Source organism: Cloacibacillus sp., from assembly GCA_036655895.1.
Classification (GTDB): Bacteria; Synergistota; Synergistia; order Synergistales; family Synergistaceae; genus JAVVPF01.
The window spans coordinates 13,390-39,027 of record JAVVPF010000023.1 but is presented as its reverse complement, the minus strand read 5'-3'; the positions used below and the strand labels follow the sequence as shown (position 1 = coordinate 39,027).

The window sequence follows — 25,638 nt, the reverse complement described above, 5'->3', positions numbered from 1 at the left end:
CTGGTGATCGTTCTATTAATTTCAGGTTTTGCGTATCGGCGCTGCACGGCTGTTACAGCGGTCTATTATTCCGGCTATGCCCGGTGTGAGCGGTGAAGAAAAATATGAAGAAGCGGGCTGGGTTTCGACTGGTCTTTCTGTTGGTCTTTACAATTATTTTCGCGTTCGCGGGGTGCGTTTCCGCAAACGCTTCCCGCGTCGTACGCGTCGGCTATTACGTTGTGGACGGGCTGCAGGGCGTGGACGGACGCGGCAGATACACCGGCTACACCTATGAGTATTTGCAGGCGATAGCGCAGTACACGGGCTGGAAGTATGAGTTTATCCGCGCGCCGTTCGCGGAGCTTGAAAAGATGCTTGTGCGCGGCGAGATCGACATTCTGCCGACGCTTACGCGCACGCCGGAGCGTGAGCTGAAATATGACTTCACGACGCAGCAGGCGGGCGTCGGAGGCACGAGGCTCATCGTGCCCGGCGGCAACACCACTCTCGCCTACGAGGATTTCGGCGCGTTCGACGGCCTCGCCATCGGCGACATCAGGGGCATGGACAACGCGCGCACGCCGCGCCAGAGGCAGTTTGAGGAGTACGCCGCAAGAAACGGCTTTAGCGCGCACATCGTAAAGTTCGCAACGCCGAAGGCGATGCTTGCGGCGCTTGACGCAGGACGCATAGACGCGGCAATAACAAGTGCGTCGCGGAGCATCAACGGCTACCGCGTCATTGCAGATTTTGCCATCACTCCGTTTTTCTTCGGCGTGACGAAGGGCAATAAAACAATAAGGGACGGGCTGGACTACGCCATCTCGCAGATAAAACTTTACGAGCCGTTTTTCGACAAGCGGCTCGCCATCCACTATTTCGGCGGGGCGGGCGGACACTCGCCCGTATTTTCCAAAAGAGAGCTTGAATATATAAAAACGCATCGGACGATACGCGCCGTCTATGACGCGGCGTGGCAGCCCATTGAGTTCCGCGACGAAGAGACGGGCCAGTATGCGGGCATCATGAGCGACATTTTAAAAAACGTCAGCCGCACTACGGGGATGAAGTTTGAGTTCGTGCCGGGAAACGGCTTTGAAGAGGCCTCCGACATCTACCAAAATGGCGACGTGCAGATGATGACCGCCATAAACCACGATTTCGGCTGGGCTGGCGAGCAGGGCGCGAACATCTCGCAGACTGTGCTTGAAAGCCCCGTCGTCATGGTCATCTCCCCCTCCTTTAGCGACGCGGAGTATACGGCGGCGCTGCCTAAAGGCTATTACGTGACAAAAAAATATATGGAGCGGCACCCGCAGACTAACGCCGTCTATTTTGAGACGATACGCGAGTGCCTCGACGCGGTGCTTACGGGGGAGGCGCGCTTCACCGTAGCCAATTTCTACGTCGCGGAATATTATCTGCTTCAGGAAAGATACCGCACTCTTGATTTCAGAAACATGGCCGGCATAACGGAGAACGTCTCCGTGGCCGTCTCAAAAGAGGCGGGGCCGACGCTGCTTTCCATCATCAACAAGTCGCTTGAAAGCCTGCCGCAGGACGACCTTTCCAAAATAATAAACGCGAACACCGTAAACAAGGCGCGCTTTTCGCCTGTAGAATTTTTATACGCGCACCCCGGGCAGAGCGCCATGGCGCTTCTTTGCCTCCTGATCCTGGGAGGCGCCTTCTTCATCCGCCTTACGATAAGCCGCAACAGATACAGAGACACGCTCACAGCTGTGAAAAAACAGGGCGAGGTCATCCGCCTCATGACGGAGAGCATGGCGGCGGGCCTCTCCGTGAGGGAGGCCGACGAAAAGCTAACGCTGAAATATACGAGCGACAACCTTTGCCAGCTGCTTGGCTATTCCGCAGAAGAGTTTGCGCGCGAGGCGCACGGCTTTTTTGCAAGCCTAATCCCGGCGGACGAGGCGGGGCCGCTTTATTCGCGGATAAGGGCGGCGCTTGAACGCGGCTGCGAATATCAGGAGCAATACCGCGTGCGCAAAAAGGACGGCTCCTTCATCTGGGTGCAGGACACGGGCCGCAAATTTGTAGACACGGACGGCGCAGTGCGCATAAACAGCGTCATAACGGACATCTCGCCGCTCAAAAACGCGATGGAGGAGCTGCGCGCCCTTGCCGAATACGACACTGTGACGCCGGTCTTCAACAGGCACACCTTTTTTGCGCGCACGCGCGAGATGCTGGACGCGGACCCGTCGGGCAAGTACGCCATCATCTGCTGGGACATCGCGCGCTTTAAAGTCTTCAACGACATCTACGGCATGGCCGGCGGCAACGGCCTGCTTCGCGCCATAGGCAAAGACACGAACGACGCTCTGCGCGGGCGCGGCCTCTGCGGACGGCTCTACGCGGACAATTTCGTGCTCTGCGTGCCGCTTGAACTGCTCGACGCAGAACACCTCGCGCAAAAAATGACAGATGGGCTGAGCCGCTACGGGTACGATTTCGAGTTCGTGCCAAACATCGGCATCTACGTCATAGACGACAGAACGGTGCCGGTGGAGCTGATGTGCGACCGCGCCGGCATCGCGCAGCGTTCGGTCAAGGGTGGATATGAAAAAATATGCGCCTTCTACGACGACCGTTTCCGCGACCATCTGCTCTACGAGCAGGAGATAATAAACGACATGAGGCCCGCGCTCAACAACGGACAGTTCGAGCTGTGGCTCCAGCCGCAGTACAACCTGACCACCGGCGCGATAGTAGGCGCGGAGGCGCTCGTGCGCTGGCTCCACCCGCGCAAGGGATACCTCTTGCCCAATGCCTTCATCCCTCTCTTTGAGAAAAACGGCTTCATAACGCAGCTTGACCTCTATATGTTCGAGGGCGCCTGCCGCCTGCTGCGCAAATGGGAGGACGAGGGATATACGAACGTGCCCGTCGCGCTGAACCTCTCGCGCATAGACATCTACAACACAAACCTCGTCTCCACGCTTGTCGCGCTCGTTCAGAAATATCGGCTGCGCCCCGAGCTGCTGAAGCTTGAAATCACGGAGTCAGCCTACATGGAGGACCCGGAGCAGATAATAAGCATAGCGAAGGAGCTACAGGCGCACGGCTTCAAAGTTGAGATGGACGACTTCGGAAGCGGATACTCCTCGCTTAACGCGCTGAAGGACATGCCGGTGGATCTGCTGAAGCTCGACATGAAATTCATAGCGGACAGCGGCGACACGGAGCGCGGCGGAAACATACTGAACTCCGTCGTGCGAATGACGAAATGGCTGGACCTGCCCGTGCTTGCCGAGGGCGTAGAGACGCAGGAACAGGCGGACTATTTAAAGAGCATCGGCTGTCTTTTGGCGCAGGGCTATCTTTATTCAAAGCCGCTGCCGGTAGACGAATTTCGCGCGCTGCTTTCAGAAAGCGCCACTGAGGAGCATCCCGCGCCGCAAAAATCAAAGGGCGCGCCGCTTGCAAACAAATTCTGGGACCCGAAGGCGCAGCACACGCTCATCTTCAACAGCATCATGGACGCCGCCGCCATCTTTGAATATCACGACGGCATACTAGAGCCGCTGCAAACCAATGAAAAATTCTTCAACGTCATAGGCGGCATGACGCGGGACGAATTTTTAAAATACTCAAAAGACGTGACTCCGCTGCTCTTTAGCGATGACAGAGGGCCTTTCCGCGCCGCGGTGGAAAAAGCGGCCACAGAGGACGAGGAGACCGAAGCGCTTGCGCGGTGGAGCCGCAACGAAGCCGGCGGCTGCTACGTCTGGCTGCGCATCAGGCTGCGGCTTCTCGCAAAGTCGATGGACAGATACGTCCTCTTTGCCGCGATAGAAAACGTGACGGAGCAAAAAGCGCTCGAAACCGCGCTCTACGAAAGCGAAGAGACGCTGCGGGCCGCCTTCACGCTCACAAACATGAACATCTGGCAGTATTTCCCAAAGGAGCGCGTTGCGCGCGAATTTGGAAAAATGCAGCCCGGCTTCCACAACCCCAAGGTGCTGACGAACTATCCTGAGTCGTGGCTCGACCTGGACATCACGCACCCGGACGACGCGGAGCAGTTTATCGCGATGCACAAGGCGATAGCGGACGGCGCACAGACCGCCTCATGCACCATCCGGCTGAAATATGACGACGGCCTCTACTACTGGGAGACGCTCCGGCTCACCGCCGTCTACGACATAAACGGCAAATTCATAAAGGCCGTCGGCACCGACGAAAAGGTGGCGCCCCCCGGTGAAACAAGGCGCGCGGCGGACGCAGACGGGGCAAAGGACGGAGACGCGCAGTGAAACCGCTTTCAAACACCGCAAAAATAGTTTCGGCGGCGGTGCTCGTATTTATCGCATTTATCTCCGCCTCAGCGTGGTTTGTCTTCATCATACGAAGCAGCATAGAAAACGAAGCCCGCACCTCCCTTGAAAGCTTCACAAAGACCGGCGTGCGCTACATAGCCCACCACACGAAAGACCTGCTTTCCGCGGTCAAGCTTTCCGCAAACTTCGTAAGCCGGTACGACGACCTATGGTCGGACGAAGTCCTTTCCGTCCTGAAAAAAGACGCGGGCGACGGCGCCTCCTTCGCCGTCATCGACATGAACGGAAAGGCAAAGACGACAGACGGCCGCTTCGTGCGGCTTGCGGACCGCGAATATTTCCAAAAGGCAAAGGCGGGCGAAAGCTCCATATCTCAGGTCGAAATCTCGCGCCATGACGGAGCGCGTGCCGTCGTCTTCGCAGCCCCCATCGTCCGCTCCGGCGAAGTGCGCGGCGTCCTCACGAAAACCTACAGCGAACAAAGAATGCGCCATATATTCGACGCGCCCGTCTACGGCCGCCAGGGCTTCTTCTTCATAGTGGACAAAACCGGCAACGTCATACAGCCGCCGACAGAACGCCCCTCCGGCACCTACAACGAACACCCCAACGTCTTTGACATAACGGAGGCCGAAGAAAGCGACCGCTCAAAGAGCAAAGAGGCGATAAAAAGCGACATGGCGCAAGGCCGCGGCGGCCTCTACAAATTCACCTTCAAAGGCTCGCGCAGGCTCATGTACTACGCGCCCGTCGGAATAAACGACTGGTACATGATGGCCGTCGTGCCATACGACGCGCTCGCCTTCCGGTTTGCCGGATTCACGCGCGCCGGGCTTTTCGTCTCAGGCGTAGTGGCGCTTGCTCTGCTTATTTTAATGACGACGATAATAACCATACTCCGCAGCAACATCAAAGAGATAGAAAGATCCAAAAAGGCGCTTGAGGCGATAAGCGAAAACGTGCCAGGAGGCGTCTCCGTCTGCACGGTAGGCGACGACCCGAAATTCGTCAGCTTGAGCCGAGGCTTCCTCGAGCTTCTGGGCTGCGCCGACGACGAAGAATTTGCAAAAAAATACGACAGAAAAGTCTTGAACACCATCCACCCCGACGACAGGCAGATGGTCCTGGACGAAGCGGCGCGCCAGCAAAAAGAACACGACTTCTTTGAGATAGAACACCGCATAGACCGCGGCCGCGACGTCATCTGGGTGCGCGGGACAAGCCGCATAGTCCGCGTGGAAGACGCAGACTACATCTACTCCATCGTCTGCGACATAACGCGAAGCCGCCAGACGCAGGAAGAGCTGGCGCTGAGCGAAGAGCGCCACCGCATAGTCATGGAAAACACCGAAGAATACATCTTCGACTGGGACCTCGTGCGCGACACGCTCTACTGCTCCCCGAAATACGTCGAAACCTACGGCGGAACAGACCACGGCGAGAACGTGCGCAAAAACTTGGGCCTCGGGCAAAAAATACACAAAGAGGACTGGCCGCAGTTTGACGCGCTCGTAGAGTCTCTTCTCACAGGCGCCGCCGACAACGGCAAAATGGAGATGCGCCTAAAGCCCCTCTGCGGCGGCTACACATGGTGCGGCCTCCACGCGCGCGTCATCCGCGATAAGGACGGACGTCCCGTCCGAATACTCGGCATCGTAAAAAACATAGACGAAGACGTCAAAGCGCGGCAGGCGCTCATGCTCCGCGCCGAAACGGACGACCTCACCGGCCTTCAGGACAAAGGCACAACGGAACGCCTCATAACGGACTACCTCGAAGGCAAAAACGCAAACCCCGCCGCTCTCTTTGTAATAGACATAGACAACTTCAAAGGAATAAACGACACCTACGGGCACCTCTTCGGCGACATCATGCTCTCCGAACTTGGCGGCATACTCAGAAAAACCTTCCGTGGCGGCGACATCGTAGGCCGCATAGGCGGAGACGAGTTTATGGCGCTCATGAAAAACGTAAGCGACGGAGAAGCAGTCATAAAAAAAGCGGAAGAGCTGCTATCCGCGCTGCCGCAGAACGCGCTTGAGGGCGGAAGCTTGCGGGAATGGCACGTCACCTGCAGCATAGGCGCCGCCCTCTACCCACGCGACGCGGCCGACTTCGTATCGCTCTACGAAAAAGCCGACTCCGCGCTCTATTCGGCAAAACTTTCCGGCAAAAACCGCTGCGCGCTCTACGACGATGCCGCGGCCAAAAGCGCCGCGAAAAAACAGCCAAAGACCGCGTTCGACCTGCCGGAGCTTGCCGCAAAGCCAAAATCATTCAGAGACAACCTCTGCGAATACATATTAAAAATGCTCTACACCTCAAAATCCGCGGCGGAGGCCATACAGCTCTGCATGGGCATAGCGGGGCGCTACTTCAACGCCAGCAGGTGCTACATCATAGAATACGACCTCGAAAACGGCAGGCTCAACATGCCATGGGAATGGACGCGCGCTGACATCGCCCCCGTAAGCGGCGACTACACGGACATGGCCATCCCGTGGTACCTCATGCCCGAAGTGCGTTTCGCGCAGAGCGACCTAGCCTACCTGCCGCGGCCGGAGGCGATCCTCGACGAAAACGGCGCGGCAAAACTGCACGGCGAAGGCGTAAAGGCGATGATCTCCTGCGCCTTCATGGAACGCGGCGAAGTGACCGGCTTCATCGGCATGGACGAATGCGTCACAGACGGGCGGCCCGCCCCCACCGACGAAGAACGCGAGACAATCTCGATGATAGGCAACATCTTCGGCGCCTTCATCGCAAAAGAACGCGCAAGAGAACGTGAGCGCGAAAGCTCCGAAATATTCAACTCGCTCTTGAACAACACGCGCCAGTGGGTCTACGCGATAGACGCGGACACCTTCCAGCTCACCTACTTCTGCCCGTCGCTGCTTCGCTTCGCAAAGGACTTAAAACAAAAAGACCTCTGCTACAAAGCTCTGCTGGGCCGCGACGCCCCCTGCGCCGACTGCCCCGCCGTCTACATAAAAGAACACGGCCTGCAAAGCCACGAAGTGGAAAAAATAATGGAGCCCGACGGCTTCAGCGGCCTGATAAGCGCGGTAATGATGGCCGAACGCGCCGACGGCAAAAGATACTGCCTCCTCTCGCTGCGTGACATCACAAAATATAAATAAAGGCAAAAGATAGCGCCACAAAAGAACAACCCGATATAAAGCCTTGACCACCGGCGAAGCAGCGTGCGAAGCGCTGAAAAAAGGATAGCCCCTCTCGGTGATATAATAAGAAACCGACGCGGTTGTACCGGCCTTACTTAATGTCGGTCAATAAATATTTGGAGGATTGCTTAATGATGATAAATACGATCAAAGGCGGATACTTTTATCTGCTGGCGGCGATTGCGGCGGTGCTGCTGATAACGGCGGGTTGGGCGCAGACGGCCAGCGTGGAGCCGACGGCAGAGGCAGAGGTCTTAAAAATAGCCACGGCGGAAGAGCTTGCGGCATTCAGAGACAGAGTCAACAGCGGCGAAGTATCGCTTGACGCAAAGCTAACGGCAGACATCGACATGGGCGGCTCGCACTGGAAACCAATAGGCGAAAAGATACTTTCGGAAGATTTCAGCGCGGAACAACCAACAACAACCGCAAACTGCGCCTACGCCGGCGTCTTTGACGGCGCAGGACACGCAGTTACCAACTTCACCGTCGACTCAAAAGACGCGGTCGTGGTTTCCGCCTTCCCTGACCAGCATGGAATCTATACAGCCGCCGCACTTTTTGGCATCGTAGACTCGGGCGGCACGGTTAAAAACCTCACCGTCTCCGCCGATGTCACGAACGAATCTTATAAAGCCGGGGCCAACAATATCATCGTCCTTACCGGCGGCATAATAGGCTACAACTCCGGCACCGTCGCCAACTGCACAAGCAGCGGTACGGTCACGCCAAACGGCCAATATAGCATGGCAGGCGGCATCTCAGGATTTAACGACGGCGGCACGATCACCAACTGCACAAACAGCGGCAAGATCACAGTCGATGGCGACTTAAGTCAAGGCGGAGGCATCGTTGGGCAGGCAAGCGGCACAGTTACCGGCTGCACAAACAACGGCGACGTTACGGCGACCTCACAAGGCGGTTCTAGCGGCGGCATCGCCGGGTCGGCGAACCCCGGCGTCACAATCAGCAACTGCACCAACAGCGGCGCGGTCGCCGGCATAACTGCCGGAGGCATCGCAGGGAACACAGGCGCCACAATCAGCAATTGCGCCAACAGCGGCAAAGTAACGGCAAATGGTACGTATAGCTTCGTCGGCGGCATCGCTGCATATAACGGCGGCGAAATCAACAACTGCACCAACAGCGGCGTCGTCACAGCAAATCCCACAGACAGCTGCGTGGGAGGCATCGCTGGGATTAATGACCCCTACGGCACAATCACCAACTGCGGTTTTCTAGCTGATGCGGCGCTGCCCGCCATCGGCACGGGCAAGACAGCGTACCCTGAAGTTGTCGCGGTCGTCTCTCTTGACATCACCGCCTACAACCAGACAACCGTCGCGGCTGCGCTCAGTGACGACATCGCGGGCACGGCAATCACGATGGAAACCGGGGAAAGTTTCGTTGTGAAGACCAAACTCCTTCCGGGAACAAATATCGCTTCGCCTGAAAATTATTATGAGATAACAAGCGCGAACGTAACGGACGACGTTGCTTCTGCGGCAATTACCTCAACGGACGTCACAGTTAAAGCGCTGACCGCGGGCAACTCGCAGCTTACCCTAAGACTGAAACTCAAGGCGACAGACTTTGAAAAGGCGGCCGCCGGCAGCTTTGAACCGATTTCCGGGGACGCGCTTGAGGTGACCTTCACCGCGCCAATAACGGTAACTCCCCCTACTGCCGGCAGCTCCGGCTGCAACGCCGGCATTCCCGCGCTTGCGCTGCTTTTCCTGGCATCATTTGCTCTGATGCGCAGAAAATGCTAAGACATACATAAAAGAAAGCGATAAAAAACAACTCTTATCCGACAGGAATCATAATAACATCGGCGCGGCCGTCCCCTTGGGGTCTGCCGCGCCGATGTTATTATGAAAAAACCCGGACATTCGCCTTAGGCTTCGCCCGCTGCGGGTTGCCCGCCCTTTGCTCCCTTTCTGAAATAGAACCCCGCCGCAACAAGCACCGCGATGGAACATAGGCTTATGGTGATATCGTGATGTATAGCGGCAAGCGCGGCGGCTCCGGTGACAAACCGTTCCGGCAGAGAAAGGTCGCGGAAGAACCAGCCCTCGCACGCACCCGCAAACATCATCACTCCAAGCAGCGCGGAAACCACCAGCACCGCAAGCTCCCACCAAACGATGTTCTGCAAAAGCAGCATGGGATTATAAACGAAGCAGTACGGCAGCATGAAGCTCGCTATAGCGATGCGCGTCGCGGTAAGCCCCGTCTTTGCCGGACTTGCTCCTGCTATGCCCGCGCCTGTAAAGGCGGCAAGGCAGACTGGCGGCGTTATGTCCGCCATGATCCCAAAGTAAAAGACAAAAATATGGGCGGCAAGCGGCAGCACCTTCATGCCTATAAGCGCCGGCGCTATTATCGTGCTGCATACGATGTAGTTCGCCGTCGTCGGCAGCCCCATGCCCAGGATGAGACAGGCGCACATCGCCATTACCAAAGTGAGCAGAAGGTTTCCGCCCGCTATCTCGATGATGTTGTTGGAAATGGTAAGACCAAGCGACGTAAGCGACGAAGTGCCTACGATGAAGCCGACGAGAGCGCAGGCAAGCGCCACGCCAAGCGCTCCGCGCGCTCCGTCTTCAAGCGCCTTGAAGATGGCGGCGGCGTTCATCCTCGTGTTTTTCCTCATGGAGCTAACCACAATGACGGAAACAACTCCGATAAAGCCGGCGCGCAGAGGCGTGTACTTCAAAAGCAGCGTCGCTATGATGACTATGACTGGGATGATAAGATGGCCGTCCGTCCTCATTACCTCGCCCAGCACAGGAAGCTGATCCTTCGGCAGCCCCATAAGCCCGCTTTTTCTAGCCCTGATGTGGACGTTTGTGAATATCGCGGTGTAATAAAGCAGCGCGGGGATGACGGCGGCGCCCGCTATCGTCAAATACGGGATGCCGAGAAACTCGCTCATGATAAAAGCGCCAGCTCCCATAATGGGCGGCATGAGCTGGCCGCCTGTTGAGGCGCAGGCTTCGACGGCGCCTGCGTAGTACGGCGGATAACCGACGCGCTTCATGAGCGGTATCGTAAAGGCGCCCGTCGTTGCGACGTTTGCGACAGAGGAACCGCTTATCGTGCCAAGCAGACCGGAAGCTACGACCGCCACCTTAGCCGGGCCGCCGGGGCGGCTTCCTGCTACTGCGAGCGCAAGTTCATTGAAGAAACGCGCGCCGCCGCTCTGCGAAAGAAATGCCCCGAAGATAATGAAGACCACGACAAAGGTAGCGGAGACTCCAAGCGCAAGGCCGAATATCCCCTCCGGCGTCAGGTACATGTGCTGTACTATCCTGCTCAAAGAATATCCGCGTATCTGGAATATACCGGGAACGTAGTTGCCAAAGTAACAGTATGACAGAAAGAGCATACTCAGACATGGCAGCACGTTGCCCACGATGCGCCGTCCCGCTTCCACAAGAAGCGCCACAGCGGCAACGCCAAGATATATCTCGGCGTTGGTGGGAGCCGCTCCGCGCCGCGCTATGTCGTTGAAGAATACGACGATATAGCCTGTGACGACAAAACCCGCCCCGGCAAGAAGCCAGTCGTACCACGGAGTTTTGTTCTTAGAGCCTTTGCGCGTCGCGGGATAGAGTATAAAAACGGCGACTATGGCAAAGGTGAGATGTATCGCGCGCTGAATGGCAAGCGGCATCGTGACAAGCCCAGCCGTCGCCAGATGAAAAACCGACATAGAGGCAAGCCATAGGCTTATAAACTTTCCGGACAGCCCTGACAGTATCCTGTAACGGCTCTCCGCGTCATACTTTTCAATAAGATTTGTTATCTCCTCGTCGTCGCTGGTAAGTTCGTCCAGCAAATCAGTCTTTTTATTCAACTCCGCCATTTTTCTTCTCCTTATCCTCTCCGATATAGATCCTCGGGATGCGCCCACGGAATAGGCTGAATGCTTCGCAGGCGCTCGTACCTATCGACCGCCCAAGCTCATCCGTCAATATTTCTTCATCGTTCTGAACGCCGGCAAGCACCACCTCGTCGCCCGGCTGTGCGTCTGGGACATCTGTTATCCTCAAGAAAATCTGGTCGCAGCAGATGCTTCCAACGACTGGAACGCGCCGTCCGCGCACCAGAGCGCAGGTCTTTCCCATGTACATACGGCTGTAGCCGTCCGCATATCCGATGGGGGCCACTGCGATAAGATCGTCGTCGCGACAGACGTAGCGCAGTCCGTAGCCGAAAGATTCACCGACAGAGGCGCGCCGAATGGAGGTTATCTCAGTGCGCACTTTAAAAGCGCAGTTGAGCTCCACGGGCCGCGCCACCTCTTTGGGACAGAAGCCATACAAAATCTTTCCCACACGGACGGCGTCAAGGTGCATTTCGGGATAGAGCAGCGTAGCCGCACTGTTGCAGATATGCCGCACGCCCACGTCAATACCCTGCGCCCCAAGCTCGTCAAGCGTTTTCTTAAAAAGACGAAACTGCATCCGCGTAAATTCGTTCTTTCCCTCGTCCGCAACGGCAAAATGGCTCAGTATGCCGACCGGCTCGACGCCCTCCATTGAGTAAAAGCGGCTGGCGCGCGAGATAAAATAGTCCGGCGCAAAGCCGCTTCTGCCAAGCCCCGTCTCAATCTTGTAATGCACCATAGCGCGGCGCCCCTGTGCTTTGCCGCACTCATCAAGAGCCGCAAGAAATTTTTCATCCGCGCAGACCGTTTCTATGCCGTGCTTCACATAAAGCGGCGCACAGCTTTCAATAGCGGGGCCGATGACCAGAACGCCGCCCTCAAAACCTGCCGCGCGCAGCTCTAGCGCCTCGTCCGGCGTAGCTACTGCAAAGCGCCGGCATCCAGCGTCGCTTAACGCGTGAACGGTCGGGACAAGCCCCATGCCGTAGGCGTTCGCCTTGACGACGGCGATCATCTCAGTCTCTTTGACATATTTTTTGATATTTTTATAATTTTCCTTAATTGTGTTTAAATTTATCTCTACCCATGTAGGGCGGAATACAGGAGCCAAACCTATCATCTCCTTGAAAAAAGGTATAAAAATAATAGGAACAGAGATTTGCTCTGTTCCTATCGAACAAGAGGCTGTGAAATAATTATTTAATGACTCCGATTTCTTTGTAATACTTCACAGCGCCTGGATGCAGCGGGATCATTATGTTCTTCGCGCCCTCAGGCGTCATGTTCTGCATGTTTGCGGAGATCGCGACAAGATCCTTTTTATTCTCAAACGCCGTCTTCGTCATCTGATAGACAGTTTTTTCGGGAAGGTCGGCCGTCACCGTTATAATGTTCGGCCCGGCGTAAGTCTTCACGGCCTTCGGCTGTCCCTTATAGCTGTTTGCCGGAATGGTGAACTTGAACCAGTACGGAGACTGTTTGAGAACTTTATTGATGATGTCGTCGGAAATATCGATGAACTCCACCAGCCCCAGCGTCGAAGGCTCAACGACGCCGCCCATGCCAAGCGCGCCAAGCATTATCGCCGCGTCTATGTGTTTATCCGCGAAGGCTCCGCCCGTATCTCCGACGCCAAGGTTCTCCCCCTTGATGTCCTTGTCCGGGTCAAGTCCAGCCGCCTTCAGCAGCTCGCGTGCGCTCAGCTCCGTACCGCTCGCCACGGCGCCTATTGAGACGCGCTTTCCCTTGAAATCCTTCAGACTTTTGATGCCGCTGCCCTTCGCCACCATTATCTGCACAGGTTCGGGATAGAGCGGAAGCATACCGCGCAGATACTTATGGTTCTGTCCCTTATATTTGAGAAGGCCGTTATAGGCGTTGTAATAATTGTTGTCCATCGTAGCAGCCTGGATCTCTTTTTTCTCCATCAACTGTATGTTGTGGACGGTGCCGCCCGTTGACTGCGCGTCGGCTTTTAACTCCGGCACGTATTTCGTCCAGATTTTTGCAAGGCCGGCACCCACCGGATAATAGGTGCCGCCAGTGCTGCCCGTGCCGATAGTTACAAAAGAGGTGGCCGCCATAGCCGATGATGAAATGATAAATGTGATGAGTGTAAGGAACAAAACCGCAAAGATACTTTTCTTCATTGTTAAGCCTCCCGTAAGATAAAAATCAAAATTTATGCTGCAAGAAATTCGTAGCCATTCCTGTTTCGTAAATTAATTTCTGTCGGCGGAAAACATCATGGAGCTTTTTACAAAATTTATTTCAGCCATTCGCCTTCTTGTCCTTCCAACCCGAAGAACTGGGCAAGCGCGCGGCATATCCTCTCGTCTGGGAAACTGAGCCCCCTTTCTATTCGGGAATACCTCTCCGCCGATATCTGAAGCATTTCAGCCATCTGACTCTGCGTCATTTTCTCCTTAAAACGCATAAAGCGAAGCTCTCTCCTGTTCACAAGTACATATCACCTTCTTCAAGAACAAAATAAATCTTGCAACAAGATAAAGTATATTCTTAAAGCAAGATATGTCAATTATAAAATTCTTTCTTCATGATATTAATGTAGTGTTTAGACCACTGGTCCGCAGTGAATTAAGGAGCTATAGCGATGCTTGGAGAAGAGATACGCGCAAGAAGGAAGAGACTCGGGCTGACACAAAGAGAGCTGGCACGGCTCATAAACGTAAAGGCTAATACTATGTGCCAATATGAGAACGGCACCAACGAAATGTCGTTTGCCGTCTTAAAAAATATAGCCTCGGCGCTCAAATGCTCCGCGGTCGAACTTGCCTACGAAGAAATCGGCGCACAACGCGCGGCAGAAGAGACACGAGCGCCCGCAATCAAGGCGGATGCGGCCGTTGCTTTCGCCGACCCGCTTGATGCGGAAATTGTGGCAATGCTGAAAGAGCTTGACCGCATCGCAAAAGAAAAGGTAATAGCCTACATGAGAGACCAAAAGGTGATCACAGGATACTACAAGGCGATAAGAGAAAGAAATTAAGCGACTAAGACCAGCCGTTGTTTTCGGTTTTAGCTTTTGAGTTTGCTTTAGTAGCGGCCCGAGCGCGTCGATGGCGGAGGCCGTCTTTGCGTCGCTGCGCCGCAGGTGTTCCAGCGCAGCCACCCTCATTGTTTCAGACAGCCATTGACCTTCGTAAGGGCTGCCGAGCCGCGACCCCCACAACGCCCACAACGCCGACGGCCCCGTCGTCTGCATAAAAAACACAGCCTGCAACGCCACGAAGTGGAACAAACAACGAAGCCGAACGCGCCGACGGCAAAAGATACCGCCTCCTATCACTGCGCCGCATCACACGATATAAACAAATGTAAAGATAAATATCAAACATAAAAGAAATAGAGAAAAAAGATAAATTTTCATCCCACGATATATTTACAATTCATCAATCTAATAGTAGAATGTATACTTAGTATTTTATATTTGTCAGAATATAAAAAAACTCGCTTCTATATTAACTAAAAGGGGCGGTTAAGAGTAAAGGGCACAAATATTGATCATAAGTATTTGCATCAAATTATCATATTATTTCCACCCCTAAGTTTGAGTTCACATTTTTGAGAGCTTTTGAGACTTGAAAATGAAACTGCAAGGCTAAATTTTTAAGGAGATGAACGCTAGGATGGGCAAGTGGTTAAGGCAAATCGTTTTTGTGGTGCTAATGGGTGCGCTGGTCGCGGCGAGCGGCGGTTGTGGAGGGAGCAGTTCCACAGATAATGTAGTGAATGCAGATGGGGCCGTGCTTCCAAAAGATCCAGCAAATTGGACTGCCGCGGAAAAATCGGCTTGGATAAATCAAGGAACCCTTCTCTTGAATCAGATAGTTTCTACGGAATTTAGAGGCAGAATGACCGGTGACACCGGTTATACAAAAGCAGCAATGTGGGCCGCGGCAAACTTTAAAGCATGGGGGCTTGAGCCGCTTGACGGCAGTTACTTCCAGGACTTCAACCTTTCTTATAGTATGCCCATCAACAAATCACCTGTTGTCAAAATTTTAGTCGACGGCAAAGTGTGGAAATCCACCGCCAACGGCGACTATATTGATGATAAGTTTATCAAGGACATTATGTCTGCTCACGGCACCAATACTGGAACGGTCAAAAGTAAGCTGACTTTCTTGGGCTATGGTATCGACGCCACCGGTGCTAATGTTTATGCAAACAACGAGTTCAAGCATGTCAATGCGGCGACTGTATATCGCAACGACTTCAACGAATATGTAGGACTGACATGGGCTTCAGGGGCAGACCTCGCGAAGGACGCTCCGACGAAAACGCCACTGGACGTTGCCGACCGCGTTGCAATTTTTAGAAACGGTACGCCCAACTCTTTGAGTAATGTGGATTACCGGCCAACGCCGATTTTAGGCGGCGAACTTGAACCCAAGGATTATCAATACACCGTGGGCAACGATTGGATACGCCACGACGAGCATTATCTCAAAATTGGAGTTGCAAGACAAAGGGGAGCTGCGGGGGCACTGTACAATCTGATGGTTGCCAACCCCAACATCCGCTATCAGCCGCCGGTAGGCAAGAACGCGTTCCAAATAGTCTTGGTTGGCAGCATTGGCCGCAATACAAAAGACGGTACTTTGAGTGAAACCACATACACCAACGGTACGGGCGACAGCAGATTATTAAACGACCTTTTTGCAAAACAGCTTGAGCTTGAGGCCGAATCAGGAGGCACAAAGCACACTCTTACAGACCTCATCGCCCGCGCGAAAACGGTTAAGAGTCCCGCTAAGGGCGGCAACGGCCCTGTACGTGCCATTCCAATGAAAAATTTTGGTGATGGAAGAGGAAATGTGCCGGATTACCCACAGTTCCTTTACCAGGCGACGGCAGACCTTTTTAAAGGCCCCAATAGCGAAGTAGGAGCCGTAAATGGCCCGTATGACAAGAATTATGACGCATCTATCGCAACAAACTCCTTTAATTTTGATGATCGAATCGAAATTGAAATTTCTACTGAAGCGCAGAGCAGCGTAGACGCTAAAGGGATGAACGTTGTTGGAGTAGTCAGAGGAAGCGAGTTCCCCGACGAGTATGTAATCTATATGAGTCATTTCGACCACTGCGGCTTCGTAGGGCCGTATATGACGGCAGGTGCGGCGGATAACGGAGCCGGCAGTACGGCGAACATGATTGCCGCCCGCTACGCAGCAATGATGGCGGCGGCAGGAAATAAACCCAAGCGCAGCTTGGTCTTTATTCTCGACGGAGCAGAAGAATCAGGCATGAATGGCGGGAAAACAGCAGCTGCGTGGTTTGCGGCCAACGGCAGGGAGAAAGTCAAGGCGGTATTCCATACAGACTCTACGTTCGGTAAAGGAAACGGCAACATCACACTGTCAACGAGTATGTCAGCCGGTTTAGCCCCGCTTGTCGATGAACTTCTAAATTCTAGCCAAGGCAGGAATCATCCTTGGGGAGAGGACGCTTCTGATATCAACCCAGGAGCTAACATTATTATGAAGACTCCAACGAGCACAGGGCAAGCTAAATACATCGGCCGTCCCAGGACTGATACCGCCGCATGGCAGGATCAAGATATGCCGGTGGTGATCAATGTCTCAGCCAGCGAGCAAAATAGTACGACATCGCTGTATCATGCCCCCTATTACGACAGAGATTATGTGGCCGATCGCCTGATAGCTATTTTAGGCATAGCAACGGCTAATAATATGTGTACGGTGGCTAATAAATAACGAGTTTTTGGTGTAGCATAAAACGAGGGCGTAGAAATACGTCCTCGTTTTATGTTTTTAAGGCGACATTGTTTATATGCAAGAATGGCAAGCGTTAAACTTCCCGTATGTGCGTTACACTCTAAAACTACGCTATGAAGCGCTGGTGTTCCGGTAAGAAGATCTTACCTGCGGATGTCTCCTATATAGAGCGTCTTGCCCAACGGCGCTAAGACCTTAAGCACTGTGTCAAGCTGCGGGCTGGTATATCCTTTTTCCATCCGCGTGATGACAGGCTGTTTGACCCCGCTTAGAGCCTCCAGCCTCTTTTGTGAAATGCCCATCTCGGCCAAGTTATTGGCTTTCCGCGCCCAATTAACATGATGGGACGTCGATGCTTTTCGTTTTAGCTTTTGAGTTTGCTTTGGTTTGCGGCGGCCTCCCAGAAATATAGGCTGGCGGCGCTGCCGGCTGGGGATATTTTCTTTCTGTATTCGTCAAAGAGGCTGCGCGGAAGCTCCGTGAGCCCGTAGACTACGGTCATGCCTTTGCGGATGCCGAAGTCGCCGAAGCTCAGGACGTCTCGCCGCCTCATACAGAAGATGAGCGCCATCTCCGCCGTCCACAGCCCTATTCCGGGCTGGCGCATCAGCGCGGCTGCCGCCTCCGCATCTTCCATGCGCAAGACGTCGTCCAGCGCAAGCGCGCCGTTTGTCACGCTTTCAGCAAGCGCAGTGATGTAGGATGCTTTGCGCCGCGAGAGGCCATATTCGCAAAGCGCCTCCTCTTTTGCCGCGAGCACCGCAGCAGGCGTCACGTCGCCTAGCCCAGAGCAAAGGCGCGTCCAGACGCTTTTATGCGCGGCGTTTGAGATTTGCTGCGCGGTTATGTGATTTACGAGCGCCGCAAATAGGTCTGGTTCGGCGCGGCGGCGCAAGGGCCCGAGCGCGTCGATGGCGGAGTCCATCTTTATGTCGCTGCGGCGCAGGTGTTCCAGCTCCTCAGCCGTCGGCTCAAAATATAAGGCCGCGGCCTCTGTCACTCGTTTACTCCTACGGGGAAGTACATTATGGCGCTTTCTCGGCCGCTTTGGTAGTGGGTGGTCACGGCCTCTTCGGCCGCTTTCGGGTCGCCCGCGGAGATTGCGTTTATGATTGCCTCGTGCTCCTGAACCATTCTGTTGGTGAAGACTCTGTTTTGATACATGAGGTTGCGCTGCATGCACATTTCGTTCCACAGGTCAAAAAGGCGCGTCACCATTAGATGATTTGGGTAATTTTCATATAGTTTTTTATGGAACCGGTCGTTTACGCGGCCGATGAGGTCACAGTCGTCTTTGCGGATACATTGTTTCAGTTCGCCGTTGATCTCCGTAAGGGCGGCGGTGTCTACGACAAACGGTATTTTCGCAAGCTCTTTTACAAGATGCGTCTCCATCACCTGGAGTATTTCGGAGGCCTGGAGGTATTCGTGGAGCGATAAATTGCGCACGGAGTAGCCGATTTTGGGCCGGTAGACGGCTATGCCCTCCGCTATTAATTTTTTCAGCGCCTCGCGTATGGGAGTGGAGCTGATGCCGAACTCTTTCGCGAGGGAATCTATGTTGATATGTCTGCCGGGGGGCAGCTTGTTCTCTTGTATAAGTATTCTTATCTTGTTTGCGGCCTGGTCCGCCAAGGAAGCGTTGTGCATGATTTTACCTCCGTCTATGGGTTGTTAAAGCTTTAGATCCTAAGCCACTCTTAGATTATACCTTATCAAAGAATCAAGGAAAACCGCCATGAAACAAGGATGTTCCATGGCGTGCGTTAGGTTTGCGCTTCGTTAAAGGTTTACGCCGGTTCTCATTTTGCGAAATGTTTGACGATGCCTGTGAGCGCCGCCGAGATTTTTTCCATTGACTGCACCGGGACAAATTCAAATTTCCCGTGGTAGTTATGGCCGCCGATGCAGATGTTGGGGCACGGTATGCCTTCAAAGCAGAGGATCGTGCCGTCTGTGCCGCCCCTCATGGGAGTGTAGTACGGCTCTACTCCGACTGCGCGCATCGCCTCGTTGACAGCCTCTACTATCTCAAAGTGGTCTGAGATGGCTTCGCTTATATTTCTGTAGGTGTCGGTCACTTTTACCGTCACCGCGCCGTCGCCGTATACTTTATTGAGGTAATCGCCTATCTCTTGCATTCTTTCTTTGCGCCGCTTGAAATTTTCGCCGTCGTGGTCTCTGATGTAGAATTTGAGCGTCGTCTGTTCCACTTCGCCGCAAAAATCAAGCACGTGATAGTAGCCCTCGTATTTTTCCGTATGCGCCGGACTTTCGCAGGTGGGCAGCATGTTGAGGTATTCATTGGCTACCAGTATCGAGTTTTTCATCTGGTTCTTTGCGAGGCCGGGATGGATGTTGACGCCGGTGAATGAGACTTTGGCCTCCGCCGCGTTGAAGGTCTCGTAGGTCACCTCGCCCAGCGGGCCGCCGTCCACGGTGTAGGCGAACTGCGGGCAAAAGTGCCTCTTGTCGAGCGTCTTCGCGCCGAGGCAGCCTATCTCTTCGTCGCTAGGGAAGAAAAATTGCAGCTCTCCGTGCCGCGCATTCGGATTATCGTAGAAATACTGCACCATCCCCATTATTTCGGCGATGCCGGCCTTGTCGTCCGAGCCAAGCAGCGTCGTGCCGTCCGTCACTACGAGGTCCTGACCGATATAGTCCGACAAAAACGGAAATCTTGCGCTTTCCATGACGATGTTTTTGTCTTTGTTGAGTACGATGTCGCCGCCGTCATAGTTTTCAACGATGCGCGGCTTGACCTCTTTTCCGCAGAACTCTGGAGTGGTGTCAAGGTGGGCGCTGAAACCTATTGAGGGCGCGCCCTCGCAGTTTGCGGGGATCGTTGCGTACAGGCAGCCGGAGTCGGATATAAAGGTCTCGCTTGCGCCCAATTCCTTTAATTCGCTGGCAAGCACGACGGCCAAGTCCTTCTGCTTTTCGGTGCTGGGGACATTCGCCTGCGCGTATGCCGCCTCTGTGTCTATCTTTACATATTTGAGAAATCTATCAAGCACTGTCTCTTTCATCTAAGAGCGCCTCCGTTTTTTGTTTTGTACGGCTTAAGCCGCTTTGCCGCCGTATATTTTTTCAAGCGGGACGACGCCGTCTTTCTGCGTTAAAGCGGATACTATGTAGATGACCGCGAATGAAAGCGGAACGGTCAATATGGCGCTTTTTATTCCAAACGGAGACTGAAGCACTATCTCCCAGATTATCGTGCCCAAGCCTCCGGCGATTATGCCGCAGAGGCCGCCCATCTTCGTCACGCGTTTTGAGAAGAGCGCACAAAGCAGCGCGGGCGTGACGGAGGCGCCGTACATAGAGTAGGCGTACATCTGGATGGAGAGGATGTCGGGGAAGAAACGCCCCATGAGGTAGGCCAGCACGGCGACGCCAACCGCAGAGATTCTAAGGAACGCCAGTTTTTCCTTGTCCGTGGCCTCTTTACGGATGAAGCGGTTCCAGATGTCGTAGGTGATGTTTGAAGATATGGTCAGCACATACGAGTCGCCGGTGGTTACGATGAAGGACATGCAGGCCGCCATGAGGATGCCTCCAAGAAGCGGCGGCAGGAAGTCGATGGCGAGCTGGAAGATGACCGTGTCGGGCCTCTCCATCTGCGGGAGCAGAAAAATGCCGGTCGTCGTCATGAGGATAATGAGGCCGCAGACGAGTATCTCGGCAAATACCAGCCACAGGCCGGACTGCTTTGCGGTTTTTACGTCCTTCGCCGCGCCGATTCGCTGGATCATATTCTGGTCGCCCAGTATCAGGAAGAATATCGGGAAGATATAGCCCAAAGCCTGCATCAGACTAAGATTGCCAATAAAGCTGTTCTTACCCTCAGGAAGATTCTTCAGCATGCCGAACAGCCCGCCGTCTATCTGCCCAAGAAGCACTGGGATGGCGATGAGAAAGCCGCCGACAAAAAGGAAGGCGCCGATAGCGTCCGTGTAGGCGACGCTGAACATGCCGCCCGTTACTGCCAGAACCAGCATCAGGATGCCGGAAATTATTATCGCAGTTTGCAGCTCCATGCCCGTGGTGAGATTTATAAGGCTCCCCGCCGCTTTGAACTGTGAAGAAAGAATGCCGACGTAGCCCAGCACGATGCAGAGCGTGGCGATGATGCGCGCGGGCGTGCCGTAGCGTATCTCAAAAAGTTCGGGAATGGTGTACGTGGTCGCCTGACGAACCCGTCCCGCCACCATGTAGAGCAAAATCATCCCTATAGGCGCGCCCATAAAGATAAGCACGCCAAAAAGCGGGCCGTTCTTCCAAATCAGGTTTGCGGAGCCGGTAATGCCGCCCGCGCCGCACCATGTGGCAAGCAGCGTGCCGATTAGCACCACCGCAGGCAGGCTTCTGTTTGCGACCGCGAAGTCGTCCGAGTTCTTTACTTTTTTCTTAGTAAGGTAAAAGCCGACAAAAATGACGACTACCAGATATAACACAACGCAGCTAATAATTATTGGACTTGCATTCAACATTGTTTCAGCCTCCAGATAAATTATTCTTATATATCTTGCTTCCTTAACCGCCTACGACCCCAAAAAAACGCCGCGCGCCGCAAATGAAACCGCGGCTGCCGCTTTACCGCGAACTACTCTCCTCCCCATCGCTCCTTTCACGATAATCTTAAAAATCATGCTCTCCCCACAAACCCCTCGCGCAATGGTACATTATTTGCTCAAAATCATATATGATTTTTGTTGTTCCTATATTATCCCTCAAATTACTTTTGTCAATAGACAAAAATTTATTAGAGGCGCGGGCGTGGGAGGTCCGTCACAAAAGGGGCGGCGCGCGCGTCTTTCCCTCTTTGCGTATTTCCCCCTAACGATTTAGGCGGCTCCTACCCATGAGCGCCGCAGCGCGCCGCATATACTTAGCTTATATCAGATGAAAGAGGGGCTATAAAAAATGAACGAGCCATCATCAAAGATACCGTCGAGGGAGCAGCAGATAGCCTATCAAAAGCTGAGCCCCTTCGAGCTTAAGAACGTCCTCATACAAATGGCCGCAAAACACGCGGAGGCCACCTCCTCCGCGATGCTGAACGCCGGGCGCGGCAACCCGAACTGGCTTGCGCCGGAGCCGCGCGAAGCCTTCTTCACGCTGGGGCGCTTTGCCATCTCGGAGTGCCGCCGCGTCTGGGACGACGGCATACTCACCGGCATACCGAACCAGGCCGGCATGGGCGAGCGTCTGCTCAACTGGCTTGAGGTAAACGCAATGCTGCCCGGCGCCGACTGTCTGCGCCGCTCGTTCCAGTACGGAACCAACATGCTAGGCTTTGAGCCGGACGCGTGGGCCTACGAGCTGTGCGACGGCATCCTTGGCGACCACTATCCGACGCCGGACAGGATGCAGCGCCACTGTGAGGCGGTCGTGCGCGACTACGTCATACAGGAGCTGGCCCACGGCAACCCGCTCAATCAGGATTTCGACCTCTTTGCAACGGAGGGCGCGACCGCGGCTATGGTCTACATCTTCAAGACGCTCGTCAACAACCGCCTCGTAAAGCAGGGAGACACGATAGCGCTTGGCACGCCCATCTTCACCCCGTATATAGAGATACCGGAACTGCCGTGGTACGCCTTCAACACAGTGCAGGTCTACGCCGACGAGACGCAGATAATAAACGGCGACGAGCGCCATACATGGCAGTATTCCGACAAAGAGCTTGAAAAGCTGGCCGACCCGAAGGTAAAGATATTCTTCATCGTCAACCCGAGCAACCCCGGCTCCGTCGAAATTTCGCAAGAGACGGCCGCCAAAATCAAAAAAATAATCGAAACGAAAAATCCGCACCTGATGATCGTCTGTGACGACGTATACGCCACCTTCGCCGACGACTATCATTCTCTTTTTGACACCATCCCCTACAGCACAGTATGCAGCTACTCCTTCTCGAAATATTTCGGCTGCACCGGATGGCGGCTCGGCGTCGTGGGCGTTCACCGCAAAAACATCTTTGACGACACGCTGCGGGCGATGCCGCCTGAGGAAAGAGCGGAGGTCGGAAAACTCTACGCCGCAATGGAGCTGCACCCGGAAGAGATAACCTTCATCGACCGCATGGTGGCCGACAGCCGCGACATCGCGCTCAACCACACGGCGGGCCTCGGCGTGCCGCAGCAGATACAAATGGCGCTTTTTGCGCTCTACACGCTGAACGACAAGACAAACGCCTACAAGACGCTGACGAGGACGATAGTCCGCCGCCGCTACCAGAACTTCTGGGGCAACCTCAAGTGGCCGCTGCCTCTGTCGCCCGACAGCACAGCCTACTATCAACTGCTTGACGTGGCTCTTTGGGCCAAGGAACGCTACGGAGAGGCCTTCGCCCAGTGGCTGAAAAAAAGCTACGAGCCGCTTGACATCCTCTTCCGCCTGGCCGCCGACCCGAACATCGTACTGCTCCCCGGCGGAGGCTTCGACGCCCCCGATTGGTCTGTACGCATAAGCCTCGCCAACCTCCCCGACCACGCCTACCGCGAAATAGGCAAAAGTCTGGTAAAAATCCTGGACGAATACTACGCCGAGTTCCAGAAGTCGTAGAAGGGAAGGAAACGGGAGGAAAAACTGAAGTAAAAAGAAGGGGCAAGAGCAAAAGGCCAGGGCACAACGATAAACAACAGAACAGTCAATTTTCAATCCAGCACGCAAATAAAGGAGGACGCCCCTATATCGCGCCCTCCTTGTCTTTCACGCTTCGTTTCCGCTTTCCAGCAGTTTTTGCTGCTGTGGGAGTTCTCTTCTGCGGTCCTGCGCTCCTTTTAGGTTTATCCAGCGACTGCTGGATTTGTCGCAGAGGCGGCTTAGGATCATGGCTCCTCTTGGGCCGGCGCATTCGGCGAAGGCGGCGGCGTCCGCTGCGTCGGAGGTGACGGCGGTGGGAAGGCCCGCGCGGTAGCGGCTGTCTATGGCGGAAAAAAATTTCTGCGAGCACCACTCCGTACAGCGCAGCGCGCCCGCGTCGTCTATTATGGCAAAGCCGGCGCAGCGCATCGCTCTTTCCGCGTCGGAGAGGCCGCCGATGTTTGATTTCAGCGCCTCAAAATAGTCCGCAAGCGTCACAAAGAGCACGCTCGCCCCGCGAGAGGCGGCCTCAGCCGCCATAGCGCAGGCAAGGTGCGTTTTGCCGGAGCCTGAGGGCCCAAGCAGCAGCATTGAAAAGCCGCGCGCGGCGCACCCGGAGGCGAGATTTCGCGCCGTAAGCAGCAGTTTGTCGCCGTTTGTCTCAAAGGAGGCAAAGAGGCAGCGTGAGTATCTGGGCGGCACGGGAAAACCCGTAGGGCCGGCCTCGCGCCTCTTTTCGTCAAAACGCGCGCATTGTATGTAGCGCACGACGAAGCCCTCTCCCTCCTGAAAAACTTTCGGCCTATAGCCGTGGTAGCGGCAGAGCTCTGCGCCTGGGCAGCGCGCCTCGCAGCCCTCATAGTTTTTCGCCTCTAGGAAGGCCGCGGGCGCGCCGTATATACGAGGCCTCTGCGTGCAGAGAAAACGCGCCGAAAGCCACGCAAAGACCTGAGCCTCGTCAGAATACATCGCAGGCCTCCGAAGAGCATCCCGTCAGCCGCGCCATCGAAGCCGCCTCCCAGCGGCTCAGCTCGCGCGCGTAGTCGCTTGCCGCATCTGCGTGCCGCGTGTGCAGTTCGCGGGAAGTGCGGCTTTTCTGCCCGCGCAGCGCCGCCGCGACGTAGCAAAAGCCAAGCGTTGAAAGCGCGCGTCCGTTTTTTTCAAAACGCGAAGCGGCAGTCTGTATCTCGCGCTGCACACGCGCAGGCAGGTGGCTTTTTTCGATCTCGGCAAAAGCTGCCCTCTTCTCCTCGGAGAGTTCGCTGCGTCCCGTTTTGAGCATGAAAAACTCCGCCGTGGCGCGCATCGCGGCGGGCACTCCGTCAAGGCAAGGTGGCGTCCCGTCATCGGGGGCGCAGCGCGCCTCCAGATACGAAGTATCTGATTCTTTTGATTTTATGTTGGGCTGGGACTGTTTGTACGACGCGCCGTCAGGGGCGTTGCGACGCTCAGTCGCGGCGGGACGCAAAATTTTTTCGCCAGCACGCGCCGCCGCTTTGCCGCGCGCCGCGTCGCAAGCGCAGAGGCCACGGGCGTCCACAGATTGCTCCGCTATATTTTTAAAGTCAGCTTTTATCAGATAGAGATTGCTCATTTGTTCGCCCTTTTCGTTAAAACGAGGGCGTTTTACGATGAGCCCGCGCGCTTCAAGCGACGCGGTGGCGCGCTGAACCTGCCGCGTGCTGCATCCGGCCATAGCGGCGACCCTCTGCGCGCAGGGAAAACATTCCCCTGCCCTGTCCGCAAAGCCGCAAAGCAGCGTGTAGACGATTTTTTCATAGACGGAAAGCCCGGGCAGCGAGAAAAAATCCATCGCCACCATCGCCCGCCAGCTTTTTTTGTTGTTGTTTGAAGTTTGCATATCGCTCACAGTCATCCCCTCCTCTCTTGTAATGTGCTGACGAGGGGACAAAAATACAAAT

At 54.8% G+C, this 25,638-nt stretch carries 17 protein-coding genes; 6 read left to right on the top strand and 11 right to left on the bottom strand.

Annotated elements, in window-relative coordinates; genetic code table 11:
• The first annotated feature begins 104 nt into the window (after positions 1 to 104).
• From RRY12_08505 to RRY12_08495, 3 genes are all read left to right on the top strand, one after another.
• Positions 105 to 4,262, top strand: a complete 4,158-nt coding sequence (locus RRY12_08505) for an EAL domain-containing protein (protein ID MEG2184703.1) — start codon at positions 105 to 107, stop codon at positions 4,260 to 4,262.
• Entirely contained in the window at positions 4,259 to 7,426 is a 3,168-nt protein-coding gene (locus RRY12_08500; protein ID MEG2184702.1) for a diguanylate cyclase, read from the top strand. The genes RRY12_08505 and RRY12_08500 overlap by 4 nt, the downstream gene beginning before the upstream one ends.
• 173 nt (positions 7,427 to 7,599) lie before the next feature.
• Positions 7,600 to 9,240, top strand: a complete 1,641-nt coding sequence (locus RRY12_08495) for a GLUG motif-containing protein (protein ID MEG2184701.1) — start codon at positions 7,600 to 7,602, stop codon at positions 9,238 to 9,240.
• A gap of 125 nt (positions 9,241 to 9,365) precedes the next feature.
• On the opposite strand, the gene RRY12_08490 is transcribed toward RRY12_08495, so the two are convergent.
• From RRY12_08490 to RRY12_08475, 4 genes are all read right to left on the bottom strand, one after another.
• A complete protein-coding gene (locus RRY12_08490; GenBank protein ID MEG2184700.1) occupies positions 9,366 to 11,339 on the bottom strand; it encodes a TRAP transporter permease in 1,974 nt (657 codons plus the stop codon).
• The gene (alr, locus tag RRY12_08485) at positions 11,323 to 12,474 is read right to left on the bottom strand and encodes an alanine racemase (protein MEG2184699.1); all 1,152 of its coding nucleotides are present in this window, start codon (positions 12,472 to 12,474) and stop codon (positions 11,323 to 11,325) included. Before alr ends, RRY12_08490 begins: the two co-directional genes overlap by 17 nt.
• An 85-nt stretch (positions 12,475 to 12,559) precedes the next feature.
• Positions 12,560 to 13,513 (bottom strand): TAXI family TRAP transporter solute-binding subunit, encoded by a 954-nt coding sequence (locus tag RRY12_08480; protein ID MEG2184698.1) that lies wholly within the window; start codon positions 13,511 to 13,513, stop codon positions 12,560 to 12,562.
• Positions 13,514 to 13,629: 116 nt separating this feature from the next.
• Positions 13,630 to 13,824, bottom strand: a complete 195-nt coding sequence (locus tag RRY12_08475; protein ID MEG2184697.1) for a helix-turn-helix transcriptional regulator — start codon at positions 13,822 to 13,824, stop codon at positions 13,630 to 13,632.
• 153 nt (positions 13,825 to 13,977) lie between these two features.
• Between RRY12_08475 and RRY12_08470 the strand changes: the two genes are divergently transcribed.
• Both RRY12_08470 and RRY12_08465 read left to right on the top strand, forming a co-directional pair.
• Positions 13,978 to 14,373 carry a helix-turn-helix domain-containing protein gene (locus tag RRY12_08470; GenBank protein MEG2184696.1) on the top strand — a complete coding sequence of 132 codons (396 nt, stop codon included), beginning with the start codon at positions 13,978 to 13,980 and terminating at the stop codon, positions 14,371 to 14,373.
• A gap of 640 nt (positions 14,374 to 15,013) precedes the next feature.
• Positions 15,014 to 17,107 (top strand): M28 family peptidase, encoded by a 2,094-nt coding sequence (locus RRY12_08465; GenBank protein ID MEG2184695.1) that lies wholly within the window; start codon positions 15,014 to 15,016, stop codon positions 17,105 to 17,107.
• A 164-nt stretch (positions 17,108 to 17,271) separates the two neighbouring features.
• On the opposite strand, the gene RRY12_08460 is transcribed toward RRY12_08465, so the two are convergent.
• From RRY12_08460 to RRY12_08440, 5 genes are all read right to left on the bottom strand, one after another.
• The gene (locus RRY12_08460; GenBank protein ID MEG2184694.1) at positions 17,272 to 17,430 is read right to left on the bottom strand and encodes a helix-turn-helix transcriptional regulator; all 159 of its coding nucleotides are present in this window, start codon (positions 17,428 to 17,430) and stop codon (positions 17,272 to 17,274) included.
• Between the two features lie 62 nt (positions 17,431 to 17,492).
• On the bottom strand, positions 17,493 to 18,128 hold the full coding sequence (locus RRY12_08455; protein ID MEG2184693.1) for a DNA-3-methyladenine glycosylase 2 family protein: 636 nt from the start codon (positions 18,126 to 18,128) through the stop codon (positions 17,493 to 17,495).
• Positions 18,125 to 18,778: a GntR family transcriptional regulator gene (locus RRY12_08450; GenBank protein ID MEG2184692.1), complete on the bottom strand. Its 654-nt coding sequence runs from the start codon at positions 18,776 to 18,778 to the stop codon at positions 18,125 to 18,127. Before RRY12_08450 ends, RRY12_08455 begins: the two co-directional genes overlap by 4 nt.
• 152 nt (positions 18,779 to 18,930) lie before the next feature.
• Entirely contained in the window at positions 18,931 to 20,157 is a 1,227-nt protein-coding gene (gene pepT, locus RRY12_08445; GenBank protein ID MEG2184691.1) for a peptidase T, read from the bottom strand.
• Positions 20,158 to 20,190: 33 nt separating this feature from the next.
• Entirely contained in the window at positions 20,191 to 21,621 is a 1,431-nt protein-coding gene (locus tag RRY12_08440; protein ID MEG2184690.1) for a sodium:solute symporter family protein, read from the bottom strand.
• A 433-nt stretch (positions 21,622 to 22,054) separates the two neighbouring features.
• Here RRY12_08440 and RRY12_08435 point away from each other — a divergent pair, with 433 nt between their 5' ends.
• Positions 22,055 to 23,695, top strand: coding sequence for a bifunctional aspartate transaminase/aspartate 4-decarboxylase (locus tag RRY12_08435; protein MEG2184689.1), 1,641 nt, complete (start codon positions 22,055 to 22,057; stop codon positions 23,693 to 23,695).
• A gap of 147 nt (positions 23,696 to 23,842) precedes the next feature.
• On the opposite strand, the gene RRY12_08430 is transcribed toward RRY12_08435, so the two are convergent.
• Both RRY12_08430 and RRY12_08425 read right to left on the bottom strand, forming a co-directional pair.
• A complete protein-coding gene (locus RRY12_08430) occupies positions 23,843 to 24,685 on the bottom strand; it encodes an ATP-binding protein (protein ID MEG2184688.1) in 843 nt (280 codons plus the stop codon).
• Positions 24,675 to 25,577, bottom strand: coding sequence for a helix-turn-helix domain-containing protein (locus RRY12_08425; GenBank protein ID MEG2184687.1), 903 nt, complete (start codon positions 25,575 to 25,577; stop codon positions 24,675 to 24,677). The genes RRY12_08430 and RRY12_08425 overlap by 11 nt, the downstream gene beginning before the upstream one ends.
• Between the last annotated feature and the right edge of the window lie 61 nt (positions 25,578 to 25,638).